At 50.4% G+C, this 18,257-nt stretch carries 12 protein-coding genes; 3 read left to right on the top strand and 9 right to left on the bottom strand.

Annotated elements, in window-relative coordinates; translation table 11 throughout:
• Positions 1-190 (top strand): hypothetical protein (locus EII14_RS09520; protein ID WP_233569421.1); only part of this gene is annotated, 190 nt, incomplete at its 5' end.
• 288 nt (positions 191-478) lie between these two features.
• Here EII14_RS09520 and EII14_RS08245 read toward each other — a convergent pair.
• The 8 genes from EII14_RS08245 to EII14_RS08210 all read right to left on the bottom strand — a co-directional run bounded on the left by EII14_RS08245 (position 479) and on the right by EII14_RS08210 (position 14,410).
• A complete protein-coding gene (locus EII14_RS08245) occupies positions 479-1,360 on the bottom strand; it encodes a bifunctional 5,10-methylenetetrahydrofolate dehydrogenase/5,10-methenyltetrahydrofolate cyclohydrolase (RefSeq protein WP_124932064.1) in 882 nt (293 codons plus the stop codon).
• Positions 1,361-1,503: 143 nt separating this feature from the next.
• Positions 1,504-2,850, bottom strand: coding sequence for a signal recognition particle protein (gene ffh / locus EII14_RS08240; RefSeq protein WP_124932063.1), 1,347 nt, complete (start codon positions 2,848-2,850; stop codon positions 1,504-1,506).
• Between the two features lie 489 nt (positions 2,851-3,339).
• Positions 3,340-3,672, bottom strand: coding sequence for a CRISPR-associated endonuclease Cas2 (gene cas2 / locus EII14_RS08235; RefSeq protein WP_124932062.1), 333 nt, complete (start codon positions 3,670-3,672; stop codon positions 3,340-3,342).
• Positions 3,673-3,679: 7 nt separating this feature from the next.
• Positions 3,680-4,615 (bottom strand): type II CRISPR-associated endonuclease Cas1, encoded by a 936-nt coding sequence (gene cas1 / locus EII14_RS08230; RefSeq protein WP_124932061.1) that lies wholly within the window; start codon positions 4,613-4,615, stop codon positions 3,680-3,682.
• A gap of 4 nt (positions 4,616-4,619) precedes the next feature.
• Positions 4,620-9,119, bottom strand: coding sequence for a type II CRISPR RNA-guided endonuclease Cas9 (gene cas9, locus EII14_RS08225; protein ID WP_124932060.1), 4,500 nt, complete (start codon positions 9,117-9,119; stop codon positions 4,620-4,622).
• Between the two features lie 430 nt (positions 9,120-9,549).
• Positions 9,550-10,983, bottom strand: a complete 1,434-nt coding sequence (locus EII14_RS08220) for a glycoside hydrolase family 57 protein (protein ID WP_124932059.1) — start codon at positions 10,981-10,983, stop codon at positions 9,550-9,552.
• Between the two features lie 58 nt (positions 10,984-11,041).
• Positions 11,042-12,322, bottom strand: coding sequence for a glycosyltransferase family 4 protein (locus EII14_RS08215; protein WP_124932058.1), 1,281 nt, complete (start codon positions 12,320-12,322; stop codon positions 11,042-11,044).
• Between the two features lie 129 nt (positions 12,323-12,451).
• Positions 12,452-14,410, bottom strand: a complete 1,959-nt coding sequence (locus tag EII14_RS08210; RefSeq protein ID WP_124932057.1) for a glycogen debranching enzyme N-terminal domain-containing protein — start codon at positions 14,408-14,410, stop codon at positions 12,452-12,454.
• Positions 14,411-14,700: 290 nt separating this feature from the next.
• Between EII14_RS08210 and EII14_RS08205 the strand changes: the two genes are divergently transcribed.
• Both EII14_RS08205 and EII14_RS08200 read left to right on the top strand, forming a co-directional pair.
• Entirely contained in the window at positions 14,701-15,402 is a 702-nt protein-coding gene (locus EII14_RS08205) for a hypothetical protein (RefSeq protein WP_124932056.1), read from the top strand.
• A 185-nt stretch (positions 15,403-15,587) separates the two neighbouring features.
• Positions 15,588-15,815 carry a transposase gene (locus tag EII14_RS08200; RefSeq protein WP_124932055.1) on the top strand — a complete coding sequence of 76 codons (228 nt, stop codon included), beginning with the start codon at positions 15,588-15,590 and terminating at the stop codon, positions 15,813-15,815.
• A 107-nt stretch (positions 15,816-15,922) separates the two neighbouring features.
• Here EII14_RS08200 and EII14_RS09415 read toward each other — a convergent pair whose 3' ends face one another.
• Positions 15,923-18,154 carry a ribosomal protein L7/L12 gene (locus EII14_RS09415; RefSeq protein WP_199733890.1) on the bottom strand — a complete coding sequence of 744 codons (2,232 nt, stop codon included), beginning with the start codon at positions 18,152-18,154 and terminating at the stop codon, positions 15,923-15,925.
• Between the last annotated feature and the right edge of the window lie 103 nt (positions 18,155-18,257).

Raw genomic sequence — 18,257 nt, 5'->3', positions numbered from 1 at the left:
GATATTCCATTATAGCATTATAAACACCTCCAAAGGTATGAAAAAGAGAGCATTATGCCCCCTTTCAGGAGTACATTTGACCATTAAGCCGCTTTTTGAAACATTTTTCTTGGAAGAGGCAACGGATCAAAGAACCAAAAGCTTAACGATTGCTTTTATGAGACCTCTGCAAAAGCCCCTTAAAACGTGATAGAGCCGACAGTTTTTCTGCGTTGGAGTTAAACCGCTTCGTTTCCCGAGCGGCTGTCATCGGGCAGGCAAAGGGTAAATCCGAATGAAAATTCCGGGCAAAAAGAAGAGTCGGCGAGAAAAAGTCCCGGATATGTCGCAAACCATATATGAGCAGAGGTGCTCTTTGTCGGTGATTTGTGGGGAAGAGGTTAAGGCGAAAATGAAAAGCCCTCTCCTTTTTCGGTTCGCTTCATCACTGCGAAAAGGGAGAGCTTTTTCTGCGGCACCGGCCGAAGCTCATTTTGGTTTAGCGATAGTAGGTTTTCTTACCTGCTGCGAGGGTGTTGAGCATGAGCATGCAAATGGTCATCGGTCCCACACCGCCGGGCACCGGGGTGATGGCACCGGCTATGGGAGCGACGGTGTTGAAATCGACATCGCCCGAGAGCCGAAAACCGGAAGGGCGCGAATTGTCGGGCACGCGAGTTGTGCCGACATCGATGACGGTGGCTCCGGGTTTGACCATGTCGGCCGTGATGTAGCCGGGACGACCGATGGCGGCGATGAGGATGTCGGCTTTGCGGCATTCGGCTGCCACGTCTTGGGTGTAGGAGTGTATGCAGGTCACGGTGGCATTGCCGTGCTCTTTTTGAAGCATAAGCTGCACCATGGGTTTTCCCACGATGTTGCTTCGTCCGACCACTACGCAATGCTTACCGGCAGTTTCGATGCCGTATCGGCGCAGGAGAGTGAGGATACCCAAAGGAGTGGCACTGATGAAACAAGGGAGGCCAATGGCCAAACGCCCCACGTTGATCGGGTGGAAACCGTCTACGTCCTTGCGGTGGTCGATGGCTTCTATGACTTTGTCGGTGTCGATGTGGCGAGGTAGGGGAAGTTGCACGATGAAGCCGTCGATGTTTTCGTCGCGATTAAGTTCGTCGATTTTTGCAAGTAATTCGGTTTCGCTCACGGTGTCTTCAAAACGTATGAGGGTAGACTCAAATCCGCAGGCTTCGCAGGCAAGGACTTTGTTTTTGACATAGGTTTCGCTGCCTCCGTCGTTTCCGACGAGGACGGCGGCAAGATGAGGGCGTTTGCGGCCTTCGGCCACGAGGGTGGCCACTTCTTGGGCGATTTCGCTTTTTATTTGGGCTGCGGTGGCTTTTCCGTCGATGAGTAGGGGCATAAATTAAGACGATCGTTTAGGGTGAAAAAAGAGGGGGATAGGGTTGTGTGGTGTGCTCCGATGGAGGTGGGTATGGAAAAAGCGAGTACTCGTGTCGATGCTCCGCGTGGTGCATTCGATCCGTGTACTCGCGTATGATCATTTTAGAGTTTGGGCATGCCGGGAAATCCCTTGGGCATACGGCTCATCATTTGCTTCATGCCTCCGCCGGTGACCATTTTCATCATTTTCCGGGTTTGGTCGAATTGTTTGAGGAGTCGGTTTACATCTTGCACGGTTTTTCCTGAACCTTTCGCGATGCGTGTTTTTCGCGATGTGTTGATGGCTTCGGGGTGACTGCGTTCGTAGGGGGTCATGGACAAGATCATGGCTTCGACGCCGAGCAATGCGCGATCGTCGATATCTACGTCTTTGATGGCTTTTCCTACTCCGGGGATCATTGCAGCGAGGTCTTTGATGTTGCCCATTTTTTTGATTTGCCGGAGTTGAGCAAGAAAATCATTGAAGTCGAATTGGTTTTTTTGGATGCGGCGTTGCAATTTGCGCGCTTCTTCTTCGTCATATTGTTCTTGTGCCCGTTCGACAAGGCTGACGATGTCGCCCATGCCGAGAATACGGTCGGCCATGCGCGAGGGGTGGAAGACGTCGAGCGCATCCATCTTTTCGCCCATTCCGACAAACTTGATGGGTTTGTCTACGACGGCGCGAATAGAGAGTGCGGCACCGCCACGGGTATCGCCGTCGAGCTTGGTGAGCACCACGCCGTCGAAGTCGAGCCGAGAATTGAACTCCTTGGCCGTGTTTACGGCGTCTTGTCCTGTCATGGCATCGACCACAAAGAGGGTTTCGTCGGGGGTGGTGGCGGCTTTGACGGCTGCGATTTCGTTCATCAATGCCTCGTCGACGGCCAACCGACCGGCGGTGTCGACGATGACCGTGTCGTAGTTTTTGGCCTTGGCTTCTTGAATGGCGTCAAGGGCAATTTTGACCGGATCACGCTCTTCGAGATTCATGAAGACGGGCACACCGATTTGCTCGGCCAAAACACGGAGTTGCTCAATGGCCGCAGGGCGATAGGTGTCGCAAGCTGCAAGGAGCGGACGGCGGTTTTTCTTGGTTTTGAGGAAGAGTGCGAGTTTTCCAGAGAGCGTGGTCTTACCGGCTCCGTTCAATCCGGCCATGAGGATGACGGAGGGGCGGTGTTCGAGGCGCAAATCGGCGGCTTCTCCTCCCATTAGAGCGGCCAACTCATCGTGTACGATCTTGACCATGAGCTGGGAGGGCTTGACGGCTGTGAGCACGTTTTGGCCGAGGGCTTTCTGCTTTACCGTGTCGGTGAAGTTTTTGGCCACTTTATAGTTTACGTCGGCATCGAGCAAAGCACGACGCACGTCTTTGAGGGTTTCCGCGACATTGATTTCGGTGATTTTTCCTTCACCTTTCAGTATTTTGAAAGAGCGTTCGAGCCTTTCACTGAGATTATCAAACATAGTTGTGAGCTTGTCTTAAAGTCTTAAAGAGCTGTGGGGTTAATGGCAAACAGGTATTCAAAATGAATGCACATTGTTGTTTGAGGGAAAATGCGTTCTTCGTCGGCTTTACGGTCTCTCTGCCTCTCTCGCGCGAGCCGATTTCGGCCTCGGACGTCGTTCGCGTGCCTTACATTGCACGCTTTTTTTGACGGCAGACCGACGCAAAACGGCATCAATTCTAATCGTCGTTCATTCCGAATACTTGCTTATTGTGCAAAAATACAAACATTTTTCGAGATGACGAAGTGACAATACGGCTGTTCTGATTCCTTTACGAAAAGGAGGAAAGCATACTTCCGCCGGTTGCACCAAACGCTATTGGGACAATCGTCGGGAGGAAATCAAAATAAATGGACTGAAACCGCTGTGGCGGAAACTGTCGGAGGAGAGCATTTGAGGCATCGGAAAAAGACTTCTTGATGCTGTCGGCGAAATGGAGGTTTTACGCTAAAACAGTTCTAATTGAATGGGGCCCAATTTTGGCTTCTCCGGCTTTTTCCCGTAGAAGATTTCTATTTTCGAAAATTGCTTGTCGGTGATGCAAAGCTGGCAAACTTTGCCGTGTTCGGGGATGAGTGCCCGAACGCGTTTCATGTGTACTTCGGCATTCTCCACACTGGCGCAATGACGGATATAGATGGAGAACTGAAACATCGTAAAGCCGTCTTTGATTAAATCCTTACGAAAGTCGGCTGCGGCTTTGCGCTCCTTTTTCGTTTCTGTGGGGAGATCAAAAAGAACAAGAATCCACATGACACGATATTCACTGAAACGATCCATCGACGATTTACATTTGCGGATAACTTATTTTACGCATTTCGCCCGTGAAGCATTTGTAGAGCGATGCCGTTGTCTGTGTCACACCGACCATGAGCGGACTGCGCTTGCCGTCGATGCAAACATCGAGCGTAGGGATTTGCAAGAGGTATGCCTTGATGTCGGTGGTGAGTTCTTCGTAGGAAACCCCGCTTCGCACCCATGAGAGCACGTGGGCATCGACATAGGGGCGATAGGGCTCCATGATGTCGTCGGCGAGGCAGTAGGCATTGTAGCGGTTGTGGTGGTGGATGCCCAAAGTGGGCAGCATGCCACTGGACACCAATGCGCGGGCTACGACGGCTCGCAAAATGGCATAACCGTAGTTGAGAAGATTGTTGGGCGGAGCCTCTTCGCGACCTCTGACAAAATTGTCGATTTCGCGCACAAAGATGTTTTTCCAATAATATACGGCCGCCCTGCCTTCCAAATTGTCGGTATCGCCGCTGCGCACGTCTTGCGACCATTTCAACATGCAGCGGGTTTCAGTGTCGGTCATCTGCTTCAATACGGCCGCCTGATTGGAAATTTTTTGTTTGACGGTCTGTTGCCAAAGTTGCTTTTTAAGGGGCTGAGAAGCTTCGATCTGACATTGAAAACGCTCGGACTGTGTCGTGTTGACGGCCAGAGGGAGCAGTAAGCCTGTGGGCATTCTTCGAGCGTTGCAGGTGATGATGGCGCAGTTGTTGTCGAGCAATGCCGCGATAAGGGCATTGGTGAAGGTGATTTGCGGATGATCGATCACCATGACACCAATGTCCTCTATCGGGCGAGAGACCACGCATTCCTCTTGGCCGGTTTGTCCGCTCTCACCCTCTTTGTCGATTTCAGGTCTTCTGATGATGAGCTGACGGTTCGACAAAGAAAGATAGGCGGGATTGCCAAAATAAAGAGTACGTTTGATCATAGAACTAACGGATAACGTTGAGAATATTGCCTAAACGATCGACTTCGAGCTTCCAACAAACAGCTTTGATCATAGGAGCTTCCGGAAGGTTTACCGGGAGTTTCTCCGCGCAATAGGCTTCCAAATGTATGGCACGTTCCATTTTGTTGAGAGCTTCAAACTCAACTTTGTTTTGTATGGCTTTTGTCACGATATGGGGAACGAACAAACAGCTTTTCCCCGTGGAACTCACCATTTTGTAAATGCGCGATTTGTCCAATTTCTTAATGTCCGTTTGACTATCCTGTTCTTCGGGTGTGGGAACATAGACCAAATCATCGGGCGAAAGCCAAAATTTGAGAGGAACTCCCGATTCATTCTGATTGGGAACGGGAGAAAGTCCTTGTTTCAATCGTTCGATCACTTCGTTCAAAGGAATGGTGGCATAGTGGCGTTTGCCCTCGGAGTCTTCGTAGATGGCGAAATAAAGGTTTGTGCCTTTTTGGGCTTCTACGAACTTACTCTTTTTGTTGCCTTTTTGACCGACACAGAATTTCTGTCCCAAAGGTTCAAACAACCTTACTTTCTTTATAGGTTGATGAGGCTTGCCGTTGTTGAACGATGCAATATTCGCATTCATCTCCGTGATGCCTTCCGGAGAGAAAGCCAAGGCCGGATCTCCTCCTTTGTATTCAAGGAAATTGAGCAGGATCTTTTGGATACCCGTATCGGTGATTTTTTCGATTGTCTTTTTGTCGAAAGTAGTATCCACGGCCTTTCGAGTTGCCACCAAAGGCTCTTTGTCATCGCTAAAAGTCCAAATCTCCACTTTGGTGACATCGCGCTCTTTGAATTGGTAATTTTGCTTTTTGAAATAGGCTTGTAGTTGATTCTTGTCGTATCCTTGTTGCGAAAGTTCGAGAAGGCGATGGCGCAAATCTTTATCGACAATGGCGGGAATATTTTCGAGAGCTTTGGCAAATGTCACTGTTCCTTTCCGTTTCAAGTTTACTTTTCCGTATACGGTGTCTTTGTGCAAAGGCTTTCTTACAGCTTTTGCCTCACCCTTTTGTGTGCGAAGCTTTTTCTTTCCCTCTTCGTCGTAGTGTTCGTATCTGTTGGTGGCTTTGTTGAGGATGCGGATATTGTTTTTGAAACTTACCACAATTCCACGGAGAGCCGCCTCCGCATCTTGTGTGAATGTTTCCCATGGTTTGCGGATTTGGCGTCCTTTCACACAAAGCAGTCTGCGCAAATCCTCTCGCCTTTGGGTGTCTTTGGCACTTTCGTTGTTGAGGAAATTGACGATGTTTCTCGAAGTGCAGGCTATGACGAGAGCGTCCATGGCGTGGTGGCGATGGTCGATGCGTTTCTTGCGGAAACCCTGTTGGAGTTCAAGCGGCATCTGGGTTTGAAACACGCGTTTTCCGTCTTTCTTGTCCCAATAGCCGAAGGCTTCGGAATTGGTGAGTTGGTTGAGGCGTTGGAAGCGAGGGTAAACCAAACTGTTCCAAACATCGTTCAACCCCCAATCTTTTTTGAGCCGGTCGGTGATGCTACCGTTGCAGGGAATGAGATGTTTGGATGTTTCCTCTTCTTCGCCTTCTTCTCTCACGATGTTGGACAGCAGTCCTTTGATCAATTTGCTAATATGGCGACTGTCGTTTAGCTGTCGTTGCACAAAGTCCTCCGGAATGTCTTCCATCAGCAGCTTCTTTTTCTTCGTGCGAAGCTCTCGTCCTTGATATTGGTCTTCGATAAATCGTTCGTAGTCATCGGCTTTCAGTAGTTTCAAATCTCCCAATATCGGAGAGTGAAAGATTTCTCCGCCGCGTTTCTTGATAAACTCGTAGCCCAGCATGCTGCCTTTTTCGCGATTGATTTCGGTTTCGCAAATCACTTTGTTGCTCATCGAATCGTCAAAGTATCTCGCTTGCGGAATGATGTGTTCGATTTCATACGCCGTTGTAAACAAGTGGCTGAGCGAAATGGGACGTCCCGTGTAGGGAGAGCGATATTTTTGTTCGAGCCACAGTTTGTAGCGCGTCAGTTCGGCAGAGGTGGGGTGTGCCGATTTGGCAATTTTGCTGATTTCGTCGTAGTCTTTGTCATCTTCTTTCAAATTGGCCAATGCTCCCTCCTCATAGATGCGCAAGATTTCTTGTTGCCCCGGCGAGTAAGCTCTGACATTTTCTATCTTACTGTCGTTTTTGAGTTCGGCAAGCAGATATTTGATGCGCATGTTTCTCGTTTCGTTTTCGAGTACTTTCTTCGTATCTTTTTGGCGTTCGGCGGAAGTTTTCTTCATGTCACGTCCCATCTCTACGTGGATTTCGTCGATCTGTCCGTATTCTTTCCAAATATCGTGTACGGTGCGGAGCGTTTCGAGCACCACTTGTTCCACAATGGGATTGCGCAGTGAGTGCTGTTTGAAACCGTTGATGTAAGCTCTTAAACTTTCCGGTTTCTCCCAATGTTCTATTGTTCCCGATTCGCTGTGGCGACCATATACAATATAGCAGGCCACCCATACGGGAAGTGCCTTGAAATCATCGATTTGTTTCAAAGGAAGAGGATATTTGCCGATTTTTGCTTTGAGCTTTTCCTCTATATCTCCTTTGATGACGGCTTCGATTCGCTTTTGTGTTTTGACATCTATGCTTTCTGCCGCCCAGCGATTGCCTCGGCGCATTAAGGTCAATAGCTTTTTAATGGCTTTTTCCGAATAAGCCGCATAGCTTTTTTCAAAAGGCTTCAAACGCGCGAATGCCTGCACGAAATCTTCGCCCAAGTTCCATTTGCGCAATGCTCCTTCCAATTCGAGCTTGTCTTCCACGGAGTAGAGCAGGTGCCAAAGTGCATATTCTTTTTCTTTTGTGTCGATGAGGCTTGCATCAAGGCCGGCTTTTTTCAACGCGCCAAATATGGCCGCGCGAGTTTCGTTGCACGGATATACCTTTTCTTTATCCTCCGCGTAGTTCCAACGCAGGGGGTATTCGGCGTCTTTTCCTTTCGGCTTTTTGAGTTGGAAAAACTCTTTCAACAAGGTTTCCTGCTTGATCTCCTTGCGGTCGTTGAGGTATACAAACAAGCGTTCGTAGTCGTCCTCCGTTGCGAGATATTGGGACGTCACTTCCGCCTCCGTCGTGCGGTCAAACAGACGAAGATTACCGATGAACTGCCACAGTCTGAACTCTTGAAAATAAGGATTTGATTTGGCGGCACACTTGATGGGCTGTTCTTTGATCTCTCCGGTCGTTTTGTCCACGTACGAATAGCTTTCATACGGACAATTGTCGATCAACCCCTTTTTGCTTTTCAGCGGCCGTTGATAGAAGATGAGGTCGTCGATCAACAGGTAAACCAAGTCTTTTTCGCACAAGCTCTTTTTTCGTGCCAAGTTGCGCGCATACAGCTCCTCGGCACAAGCATGCAACATGGCCTTATCCGTGAGTTCGGGAATAAACTCGCATTGTTTTTCGAGAATGGCTTTCAGTTCGTTTTTGTAGAAATACCGCTCTATCGTGTGTACGAAGTTGCCACGAATTTTTGTGGTCGGTTCAGCCAGAAGTTGTTCGTAGATAAACGTCCCCACGTGCTTTCCGCTGTTTTTCAGATCGTGTTCGGTGCGTTTCTTTTTCAACGTCCAGTCATCTTCCTTGGGCATTCTGATCGAATACTTGTCATTGCCCTCTTTGTCGCGTTTCGGTGTTACGCCGTCTTTTTCGTATTCGGTCGTCAGGATAAACGCATGTTTTTGTCCGACGATGCTTTCAAGCGGAGTTTTGCTCGTTCTGCGATAGACCAGTCCGTTGTCCAAGTGGAGGTTATACCAAGTGTCTTTGCCTTTTTTCGCCTCTTCGGCTTCCACTTTCACCACCACGGCCTCCATAAACTCCACGCGTTTTTGCACGTTTTCTTCCTCCTCTTCTCCGCGCAACTGATAGTATCCGCGTTTCTGATTGAAGCTGAGCAGTATCCAAGCCAATTCTTCCTTGCTCACCTGTTGCGTCAAGGCTTTGTTGCGCAGATAATAGAGCGTCCAGTCGAGCGGCACTTTGGTGCCCGCCTTCCATTTCGGACTGCGATGGACAAAGTCGGCCAGCATCTCTTCAAATGCCTCCATGAAGATAAATTCCATTTTCCCGTCTTTTCCTCTTCTCCATGCCACTTTCGGTTCTTCGCCGTTCAGAAACTTGCCGTATGTTTTGTTGTCGTTTTTGTCCCAACCCAATGCGGCGTCGAAATGTTCGGGAAGGAAGCGCAGCGTGTGGAGCACTCGAAACAAGCGTTCGCGTCGTTGCAGGCAACGTTCACGCAATCGGCGTATCGAACGAAAGCTCGTGCGTTCCTTTGCCCCCGAATTGGTGACACCTTTTTCAAAATCGCTCATCACGTCTTGCGACATCGGGATGATTCGGCTTCCCAAACGAATATCGCCGACGGGTTTACCCTGTTCGTCAAAAGAGACTTTAGCCCAACCAATACTATTGGTTCCCAAGTCTAAACCAAGAATATTTTTCATTTTTTCTTGTAATTATTTGGACAATATAAAATAATACGCTATTTTTGCATCACTGATTTAAGCAAATCACAATAAGGATTATTCCGTTGTGTTTTACAATTAAGGCGGGGCAACTCGCCTTCTTTTTTTGCTCTACCGGGATTTTGTTTTGTGTTTTTATGAAATAGATTTGCAAATTAAATCATTTTTGTTCAATTTTCTAAATCTTTCTTTATTTTTTCCTTGTGTTTTCGGCCGGCTTTTCTTTTCGCCTGCTTTTTTCTTGTCGATGAGGAAAATTTTGTTTTCGGCGAGGCGAATGATGTTCTTTTCGTGCTTTTCAAACAGCAGGACAAAGCACTGTGCAAAGCATTTCGCCGCCACTCTTTCGGGGGAGTAGCGGCGAAATGCTTTGTTGTCCATTGTCATTCTTTTTCATCAAAAGCGGCTGTTATTTCTTTTTTGTCGCTTTTTTTGATTTTTTGGCAGGAGTTGCGGCCGCTTTTTTCGGAGTTTTTCCGGTTTCGGCTGTTTTGTCGGCCGTTTTGTCTGTTTGGGTCGCCTCGGCGTCTTCCTGTCTGCGTTCTTTTTCCAAACGTCCGATGAGATTTTTGAGTTTCTGAATCTCTTTATTTTTCATCATCAGTTCGTCGCCTTGGTTTTTAATTGTGGTGAGCAAGGCGTTCAGTTCGTCGTTTTCGATTTCGAGGGGATAGAGGTCATTGACGCGATTGATAAAATCTCCGAGGATGTTCATGTAATTGGTGAAAGCATCATACGGCGAAGAATATATGCCTCGATAACCTCCGTAGCTGTTGGCTTTTGTCGAGATGAATCGCAAATTGTTGGAGGCTTGCAGATAGTCCCAGTCTTGCATGAGTTTTTTGTCGCGAGCAATGCGTACGCGGTCGGCCACGGAATAGAGTTTGTTGAGTGCCTCTTGCTGCATGACATTGCCGAGCCACGGCGAGAGATCGCGTTCCTCATCGACCCATGTCGTGGGAAATTCCACGTGTATCGGCCCCACACTGTCGAGGCGTTCGCAGATTTCGGACGGTGTCGAGAAGGAAATGCCGCGATTTCGGAGTTGTTCGGGAAGTGCTTTGAAAAATTCGAGGATATTGCTCGAAAGCGGTTGAAACATGCCGAGCGCACAGAGTTCCATGAAGATATTGATCACCTGTTCGTCTTCGGGCAGGTTGTCGATCCATTGCGCATAGGTTTCGGCAAAGAGCGGATATTCGCTCCACGAGCTGTCGTTGAAGCGGAAACTGATGTCTTCCGAAAGGGAGGGGTCGCGGAGGAGCAGTTTGAGGTTCGGGTTTCTGTTGCAGTGATACACGAAGTGAGGGCTCTTCCATCCGAGCGAATGTTTGGCTCCCTCGGCCAGCATTCCCTTGAAGCCCATTTGTCCGACGAGTTCTCCGATGTCGTCGGAATACATCAGGCAGGAGTTGCGAAACACCTTGGGCGTCTTTCCAAACAAACTTTTGATTTTGTCAGACAGTCGTTTCACTTCGTCTTTGAAGCACGCTTCGTTTTTGATGGACGAAAATCCGTGGCTGTATGGTTCGGCCAGAAACTCCACGCATCCCGTTTTGTTGAGCTGATCGAGTAGTTCGAGCACCTCCGGACTGTATTGTTCGAGCAGTTCTATGGCCGTGCCCGACAGGGAGAAGGCACACTTGAAGTAGTCCCCATAGCGGTGTGCCATTTCGATGAGTGCATTGAGTGCGGGGATATAGCTGTTTTCGGCCGTTTCGATGATCGAACGCTCGTTTTCGTAGTCGTCATAGTAGTAGTGATCCGTACCGATGTCGAAAAAACGATAACGTTTGAGGTGAATGTTTTGGTGAATTTCAAAATATAGACAAATGGTTTTCATGAGCGGGCTTTATTTTTGGGGAAGTGGAGAAGAAGTTGGTTGTTTCAGCCGTTGTTATTCAATAATATCGGGCTATGGTTTCGTCGTAGCATCGTCGTATGCGCTGTCCGACTTTTTCCCATGTGATGGCATCTACCTCTTTTTTGCCCTCGTGTTGCAGATATTCGTACAGACCGTCGTTCGTGCAGATCGAATACATCGCATCGGCCATGGCTTCGATGTCCCAATAATCGGTTTTGATGCACTTGTTGAGAATTTCAGCGCAACCGCTTTGATAGGAAATGATCGACGGCACACCACACTGCATGGCTTCGAGGGGCGAGATGCCGAAAGGCTCCGAAACGGAGGGCATGACGTAGACATCGGAGTCGCGAAAAGTCTCGTAGACCTGCTTGCCTTTCATAAATCCCGGAAAATGGAACCGGTCGGCAATGCCGCGTTGTGCGGCGAGGTCTATCATCGCCTCCATCATGTCGCCCGAACCGGCAAAACAAAATCTGATGTTTCGTGTGCGTTTCAGCACCAAGGCGGCAGCCTCCACGAAATATTCGGGCCCTTTTTGCATGGTGATGCGTCCGAGGAAAGTCACCACTTTCTCTTTGCGTTCGGCCGCCGGTCGCCGTTGTGCAATGATGTCTTGTATTTCCTTGTCGAGCGGATAGACGGCATTGTGCATCGCCACACATTTGGCCGGGTCTTGGTGATAGTGGTTGATGACGGTGCGGCGCGTGAGTTCCGACACACACATGATGCAATCGGCGTGATCCATGCCGTCTTTTTCTATGCCGTAGACCGTCGGGTTCACCTGTCCTCTCGAACGGTCGAAGTCCGTTGCGTGTACGTGTATGACGAGCGGTTTTCCGCTCACGCTCTTGGCGTGTATGCCTGCCGGATAGGTCAGCCAGTCGTGTGCATGGATGATGTCGTAATCCTGTTGTCGGGCTATCACGCCCGCCACGATGGAATAGTTGTTGATCTCTTCGTGCAGGTTTTGAGGGTAGCGTCCGGAAAACTCTATGCATCCCAAATCATTGACATTTCGATAGGAAAAATCGGCATAAATATGGTCGCGCAAGGCATAGTATTGTTCGGGCGACATCTTCCCGGCAAGTCGTTCTTTGACATAGTCGTAGTTCACGTCTTTCCACACCACGGGCGTTTCGCTCAGTCCGATGATGTTCATGAAGCTCTTGTCTTCGTCGCCCCAAGGTTTGGGTATGCAAAAAGTGATGTCCATGTCAGACTGTTGTGCCAATCCCGCGGTGATGCCGTAGGAGGCCGTGCCCAATCCGCCGAGGATGTGTGGGGGAAACTCCCAACCAAACATGAGTACTTTCATAGAGGTGTTTTCTTTTCTTTCAAGGTTTATGGCTCGCTGCGCAGCCGTCGGCTGCCAACGGGGGCGGAGAAATCTCTGTGGCGGCAATCTTTTCGCAGTCCGTTTGCCGTGCCGCCTTCGGGGGATGTGTTATGATTCTGTTTTGGGTTGTTCGAGCAGGCGGATGGCGCGCAAAATGCCGCTCACGTTCATGGCAAACGAGATGGCGCCGCGTCCCGAAAAGCGGGGGTTGCCGTCAAACAGCTCCGGAATGGTGCCCACGCAGTGATAGTAAAGCTCTTCTTCAAACCCGATGAGTTGCCGTTCGATGTAATTGACGCCGCTCATTTTGTAGACGCTCAAATAGGCTTCGAGATAAAAACCCGTCAGCCACGGCCAAGCCGTGCCCTGATGATAGGCATGATCTCGGCGATCTTGCCGCCCCACGTAGTAGGGCGTGTAGCCATCGCTCTTGGGCGAAAGCGACCGTATGCCCTTGGGCGTGTTGAGTTCGCGAGTGACGAAATCGAGAATGCTTTTGCGCTCCTTGCGATCGAGCGGCGAGTAGTCGAGTGCAATGGCCAGTAATTGGTTGGGTCTTACGCTCCAATCGGCCGCGTGGCTGTCCACATAGTCGAAAAGATAGCCGTGTTCGTTGAGAAAGACCTGCTTGAAAGACTGTTCGAGCAGTTTGCATTCCTCCTCGATGTGTTCGGCGATGAGCAGGTTGCTCTTTTCGCCGCTGTCCGTGAGCATCTGTCTGAAAAACTTTTTGGCGTTATAGTAGAGCGCGTTGAACTCCACGATATACCCCGACCGCGGAATGATGGGGCGGCCGTAGGCTTGCGAGTTCATCCACGTCACGGCTTGGTCGCGCCCGTTGCTATACAGCAATCCGTTCGAGTGCACAAAGAGATTGGGATGTTTGCCCTCAAAGATGAAGCGCATCATTTTGGCGAGCAGGCCGCCGTATTTTTCAAAACACTGCCGCCGCCCCACGAATTTTGCATATTGCTGAATGCACCAAATGGCCCACAGCAACGTGTCGGGCTGCTCCACTTCGTAGATCTGCACGCCGATCGGTCGCCCCTCCATGAAGTCGTCGAGGGCTTTCTCGGCCGTTTGCATGTATTTCTCGAATTGGTCGATCTCCCCGATCGACAGCGTCAGGCCGGGCATGGCGATAAACATGTCGCGAGCGCGCGCTTTGAACCACGGATACCCCGCCACGAGATATTCCTCACCCTTGATTTGCTGCCGAAATTGGTGTGCCGCATTGACAAGGCAGTGATAGAAAGAGTCGCGCGAGTCGTGTTTCTCGATTTCTTCGTCGAGAATGGGGGCATAGGTCTTCGGGTCGCGCTCCGAAAGCGATGCCGTGAAGATGATGCTCTGACCGTTTTTGATCGGCATCTCAAAATATCCCGGCACCAACAAGTCTTCCGTTTCTCCGTATCCCCTCTCCCGCTCTTTGGGGTAGTCCAAACCGCGATACCAGTCGGGGTGATGCCGATATACCGCCTCGCCCGTGTTGAGCTGCATGTAGAGATCGGGATAGCCGTCATAGAGTTTCATGCGGATTCCGTTTTCCACCTCGGCATATCGCGTGTCGGCCACGCCGTTTTCGTGTGTCCATTGCCGCACGCTGCGAAACGCCAAATAGGGACGCAGGCGCAACGTGGTGGGCGAGTGCGATTCGAGCAAGGTGTAGCGGATGAAGATGCGGTCGCGCTCGCCTCTGAACATCATTTCCTTTTTCAGCAAAACGCCGCCGATGCGATAAATCCAAGTCGGCACTTTGTCCCACTCGAAACTCAAAATATATTTGTGACCTTTCGGACTGTAATTCTCACCCACATATTTGTGAAGTCCGAGGTTAAACTCCGCACCGTGCTGAATTACCGTTTCGTCGAGCGAAGAAAGAAGCACATGGTTTTCGTCGTCGATATTTTCTACCGGCACCACCAACAGACCGTGATACTTGCGGATATTGCAGCCCACAAGCGTGGAGGAGCAATATGCGCCCGACTTGTTGGTGAGCAAGAATTCCTTCATGAGGGACTCTTGCAGGTTGGTCATTTGCGTTTTATCAAATTTGAGGAAAGGCATAGACGAGGGCGAGGTTAAGGTTATAAAAACAAAATAAGTGTGTCGAAAAACAACAATTCCGTTCACAGCGGCGCGTGGCACGCGTGATTGCAGTTCAAAGATAGAAAAAAGAAAACTTAGAAAAAAGTTTTTTTTTCAAAAACTGAGATTTCAGACCGAAATTTAGCAAAAAAGCAACCAGTAAAGGAGTTTTAGAATGAAAATAAAGTCTTTTCGGTGAACGGAATAGAAGAAAACTGTCTTCTTTGAAAGGTTGAGCTGTCAAAACACCCCTATCCGTAGTCCGCGCCGTGCCTTTCCTTGCCTTTCCTTGTTGCCAAGCCGTTCCTCAATGCCTCTCCGCCTTTTCTCCCGTCTCTTTTTTGTCCGGCGTTTTTCTTGGCCGGTTCTCCTATTCTTGCCCGATCTCCTCCACCGGGGAGGCGGAGCGATTTAGCTCCAATGCCGAAAAATTTTCTTCCAACGTAGAAAAATTTTCTTCCCATGCAAAAAGTTTTTTCTCCCATGCAGCGTTTTCACCGCTCGGAGCGATCACCGCAAGCCGACACGCCGACACGGCATTTCGAGCATTGTGCGCCATGCCGCTTCTCGCTCCTCCATACTCCTCCGTGCTGCTCTCTCGCATGCGCGCGCACGCGCGCGCATCTCCTTATGTTGTGTTTTTGCCTTCACTGCCTCCGCAAAATCGACCAACTTGCTGGATTTCAGCGAGAAACTTGCGAAGGCAAGTGAAGGCAAAACGAAAAAACAAATCGCAATGCCTTGTAAATCAGATTGATGAACCCGATTTTTGCCTTCACCTCCTCCGTTTCGCCGTTTCTACTCCGATAATTGCGGAAGCAAGTGAAAGCAAACGGTGGGTTTTGCCTTCACCGGAGGTGATTGACAGTCAGGCTGTTATTTTTCGCTTCTGCGTTTTGCCTTCACTTGCCTTCGCAAGTTTCTCGCTGAAATTCAGCAAGTTGGTCGATTTTGCGGAGGCAAAACAGTAAAAAACAAAAAACAGGGTGAAAACGGCCGTTTTATTGGCCGTTTGGCCTTTGTCGAGCCCTCTGCAAAACCATCTCCTTTTTTTATTTCGTCAATTCTTTCTTTTTGTATCTTTACCCCATGAAGATCTCCGTTTGCTCCCAACTTTGTTTTGCCGACCCAATCGTTTCCGATCGCAAAGCAAAACATGTATTCGTTTGCTCAAATCAATCAACTCATCGACCGGAAACCTCTTGCCCGATTGATCGAAAAAGTCTATACGCAAGGAAGCTCCTCAACGAGACGTTTCTCTTATGAGGGTATTCTTTTCTTCAAGATAGAACTCCTGCGCACTTGGCATGGTTTGAGCGATCCGGAAGTGGAGGAACAAATCAAAGGCCGCCTTTCTTTCATGCGTTTTTGGGGATTGTCTTAGGGCACAGTATTCCCGACAGCCCCTGTCGCCCACCGGCTCTCCCCCTCTCTTTGAGGGCTTAGGGAAAAGCTTTCCCCCACCCCCGGGAGGGGGCAGGGGTGAGCCTTTTACTTTTTGATGATTTTCTTACCATTATATATATATACTCCTGCGGGCAGGCGGTCGGGGTTGTCGCCGAGGCGCACGCCTTGGAGGTTATACACGCCGCGCTTGCCGGCAGGCACGGCGATCGTCACGGCTTCGATGGCGGTTGGCTTCCATGTGCCGTGCAGATAGATGTTGGCGGTGCCGCCGGCGGTGTTGAGTTTGTCGCGTGCGGCTTCTGCTTTTGCCTTGGCGATATTTTCAAGCACGATGCAGGGCGCACTTTCCACGAGATCTTTTGCTTCTTTAAGTCCGATTCCGGTGAGTTCGCGGACGACCTTGATGCAGGTTATTTTATTGTTGTTGTGCGCCTCGAGCACCACGTCGTAGGTGCTAACCGACGGCTCGATGGTCACCTTGTCTCTGATGATATTTTCCGAGGCGTCGCACACGGCGTGCTTCCTGTCGTTCCACACCGCTCCGGCGGGGCTTGTGATTTTGCAGCCGTCGAGGGTGAGGGTCCGGAGGTCGCAGATGGAGCCGGACGTGCCCTCTGCCGTCACCGTGGCGTTGCGGATGGTGAGGGTTTCCGAGGAGCCGTCATTTCCTGCGATGCCCCATTTGCCTTTGACATTGACGGTGCAGCCGTCGATGGTGAGCGAGGTATTCTTGACAAAGATGCCGCCGTTGTTTGTGCTCTCTGTGTTGAGCTTGCCACCGCCCGCAATGGTCATCGGCAGGGTGTGGCTGATGGCTGCTTTGTTCACCTTTACCGTGTTTGTGCCGATGAGCTTCACCGTGAGGTTGTCAATGCTTGATACGATGCCGGCGTTGTTACCGCCGGCGTTGATGGTGGCGTTGTCGAGGGTGAGGGTCTTGGTGGAGTGCTCGTACTTCACCGTTCCGCTCACGCCGTCAATCACGCTGAGGTCGTTGCAGTTGGCGGAGGTTACCTGCGTGCCGGCAATTTTGAGGTCGTAGGTGGTAACCTGCGGCTCGATGGTCACCTTAGATTTGATGATATTTCCCGAGGCGTCGCACACGGCGTACTTTTCGGCGTTCCACACCGCTCCGGCGGGGTTTGTGATGGCGCAGCCGTCGAGGGTGAGGGTCCGGAGGTCGCAGATGGAGCCGGCCGTGCCCTCTGCCGTTACCGTGGCGTTGCGGATGGTGAGGGTTTCCGAGTCGCCGTTATTTCCTGTGATGCCCCATTTGCCTTTGAGATTGACGGTGCAGCCGTCGATGGTGAGCGAGGTTCTTTCGGTATAGATGCCGGGGTTATTTGTACTCTCTGCGTTGAGCGTGCCGCTACCCTTGATAGTCATCGGCTGGGTGTGAAAGACGGCTGAATATTCCGCCGTTACCGTGTTGGTGCCGGTGAGCTTCACCGTGAGGTTGTCGATTTTTGAAAAGATGCCATTGTTGTTACCGCCGGCGTTGATGGTGGCGTTGTCGAGGGTGAGGGTCTTGGTGGAGTGCTCGTACTTCATCGTTCCGCTCACGCCGTCAATCACGCTGAGGTCGTTGCAGTTGGCGGAGGTTACCTGCGTGCCGGCAATTTTGAGGTCGTAGGTGCTAACCGGTGCAATGGTCACCTTGTCGGTGATGATATTTCCCGCGGCGTCGCACACGGCGTTCTTTTCGGCGTTCCACACCGCTCCGGTGGGGCTTGTGATTTTGCAGCCGTCGAGGGTGAGGGTCCGGAGGTCGCAGATGGAGACGACCGTGCCCTCTGCTGTTACCGTGGCGTTGCGGATGGTGAGGGTTTCCGAGGAGCCGTCATTTCCTGCGATGCCCCATTCCCCCTTGGCATTGACGGTGCAGCCGTCGATGGTGAGCGAGGTTTCTTCGGTATAGATGCCGGAGGCAGCTGTGCCCTCTGCGTTGAGCGTGCCGCTACCCTTGATAGTCATCGGCTGGGTGTGAAAGACGGCAGCAGAATTCGCCGTTACTGTGTTGGTGCCGGTGAGCTTCACCGTGAGGCCGTCAATGCTTGATTCGATGCCTTTGTTGTTACCGCCGGCGTTGATGGTGGCATTGTCGAGGGTTAGGGTCTTGGTGGCGGGGTCGTACTTCACCGTGCCGCTCACGCCCTCAATCACGCTGAGGTCGTTGCAGTTGGCGGAGGTTACCTGCGTGCCGGCAATGTAGAGGTCGTTGTCGGTCTGCGCCTGCGCCGTCTGCGGCAGGGCAAACAGGGCAGTGAACAGCGCGACTGTCGCCGCGAACGTGTTCGTAAGTAAATTTGTTTTCATGATTGTTTGAAATTAAATGAGACCTCTGCAAAACTATTTTCTTTTTTATTTTGTCAATTCTTTCTTTTTTTGTATCTTTACCCTATGAAGATCTCCCCCTGCT

Source organism: Alloprevotella sp. OH1205_COT-284, assembly GCF_003859795.1.
Lineage (GTDB): Bacteria > Bacteroidota > Bacteroidia > Bacteroidales > Bacteroidaceae > Alloprevotella.
The sequence above is the reverse complement of the archived record's forward strand: the minus strand, read 5'-3'. Positions and strand labels throughout refer to the sequence as shown.

What these genes read in the sequence shown, in the direction of transcription:
- EII14_RS08220 (WP_124932059.1), bottom strand. Translation starts at nt 10,983, where the DNA reads ATGAAAACCATTTGTCTATATTTTGAAATTCACCAAAACATTCACCTC.
- EII14_RS08245 (WP_124932064.1), bottom strand. Translation starts at nt 1,360, where the DNA reads ATGCCCCTACTCATCGACGGAAAAGCCACCGCAGCCCAAATAAAAAGC.
- cas2 (WP_124932062.1), bottom strand. Translation starts at nt 3,672, where the DNA reads ATGGATCGTTTCAGTGAATATCGTGTCATGTGGATTCTTGTTCTTTTT.
- EII14_RS09415 (WP_199733890.1), bottom strand. Translation starts at nt 18,154, where the DNA reads ATGAAAACAAATTTACTTACGAACACGTTCGCGGCGACAGTCGCGCTG.
- cas9 (WP_124932060.1), bottom strand. Translation starts at nt 9,119, where the DNA reads ATGAAAAATATTCTTGGTTTAGACTTGGGAACCAATAGTATTGGTTGG.
- ffh (WP_124932063.1), bottom strand. Translation starts at nt 2,850, where the DNA reads ATGTTTGATAATCTCAGTGAAAGGCTCGAACGCTCTTTCAAAATACTG.
- cas1 (WP_124932061.1), bottom strand. Translation starts at nt 4,615, where the DNA reads ATGATCAAACGTACTCTTTATTTTGGCAATCCCGCCTATCTTTCTTTG.
- EII14_RS08210 (WP_124932057.1), bottom strand. Translation starts at nt 14,410, where the DNA reads ATGCCTTTCCTCAAATTTGATAAAACGCAAATGACCAACCTGCAAGAG.
- EII14_RS08200 (WP_124932055.1), top strand. Translation starts at nt 15,588, where the DNA reads ATGTATTCGTTTGCTCAAATCAATCAACTCATCGACCGGAAACCTCTT.
- EII14_RS08215 (WP_124932058.1), bottom strand. Translation starts at nt 12,322, where the DNA reads ATGAAAGTACTCATGTTTGGTTGGGAGTTTCCCCCACACATCCTCGGC.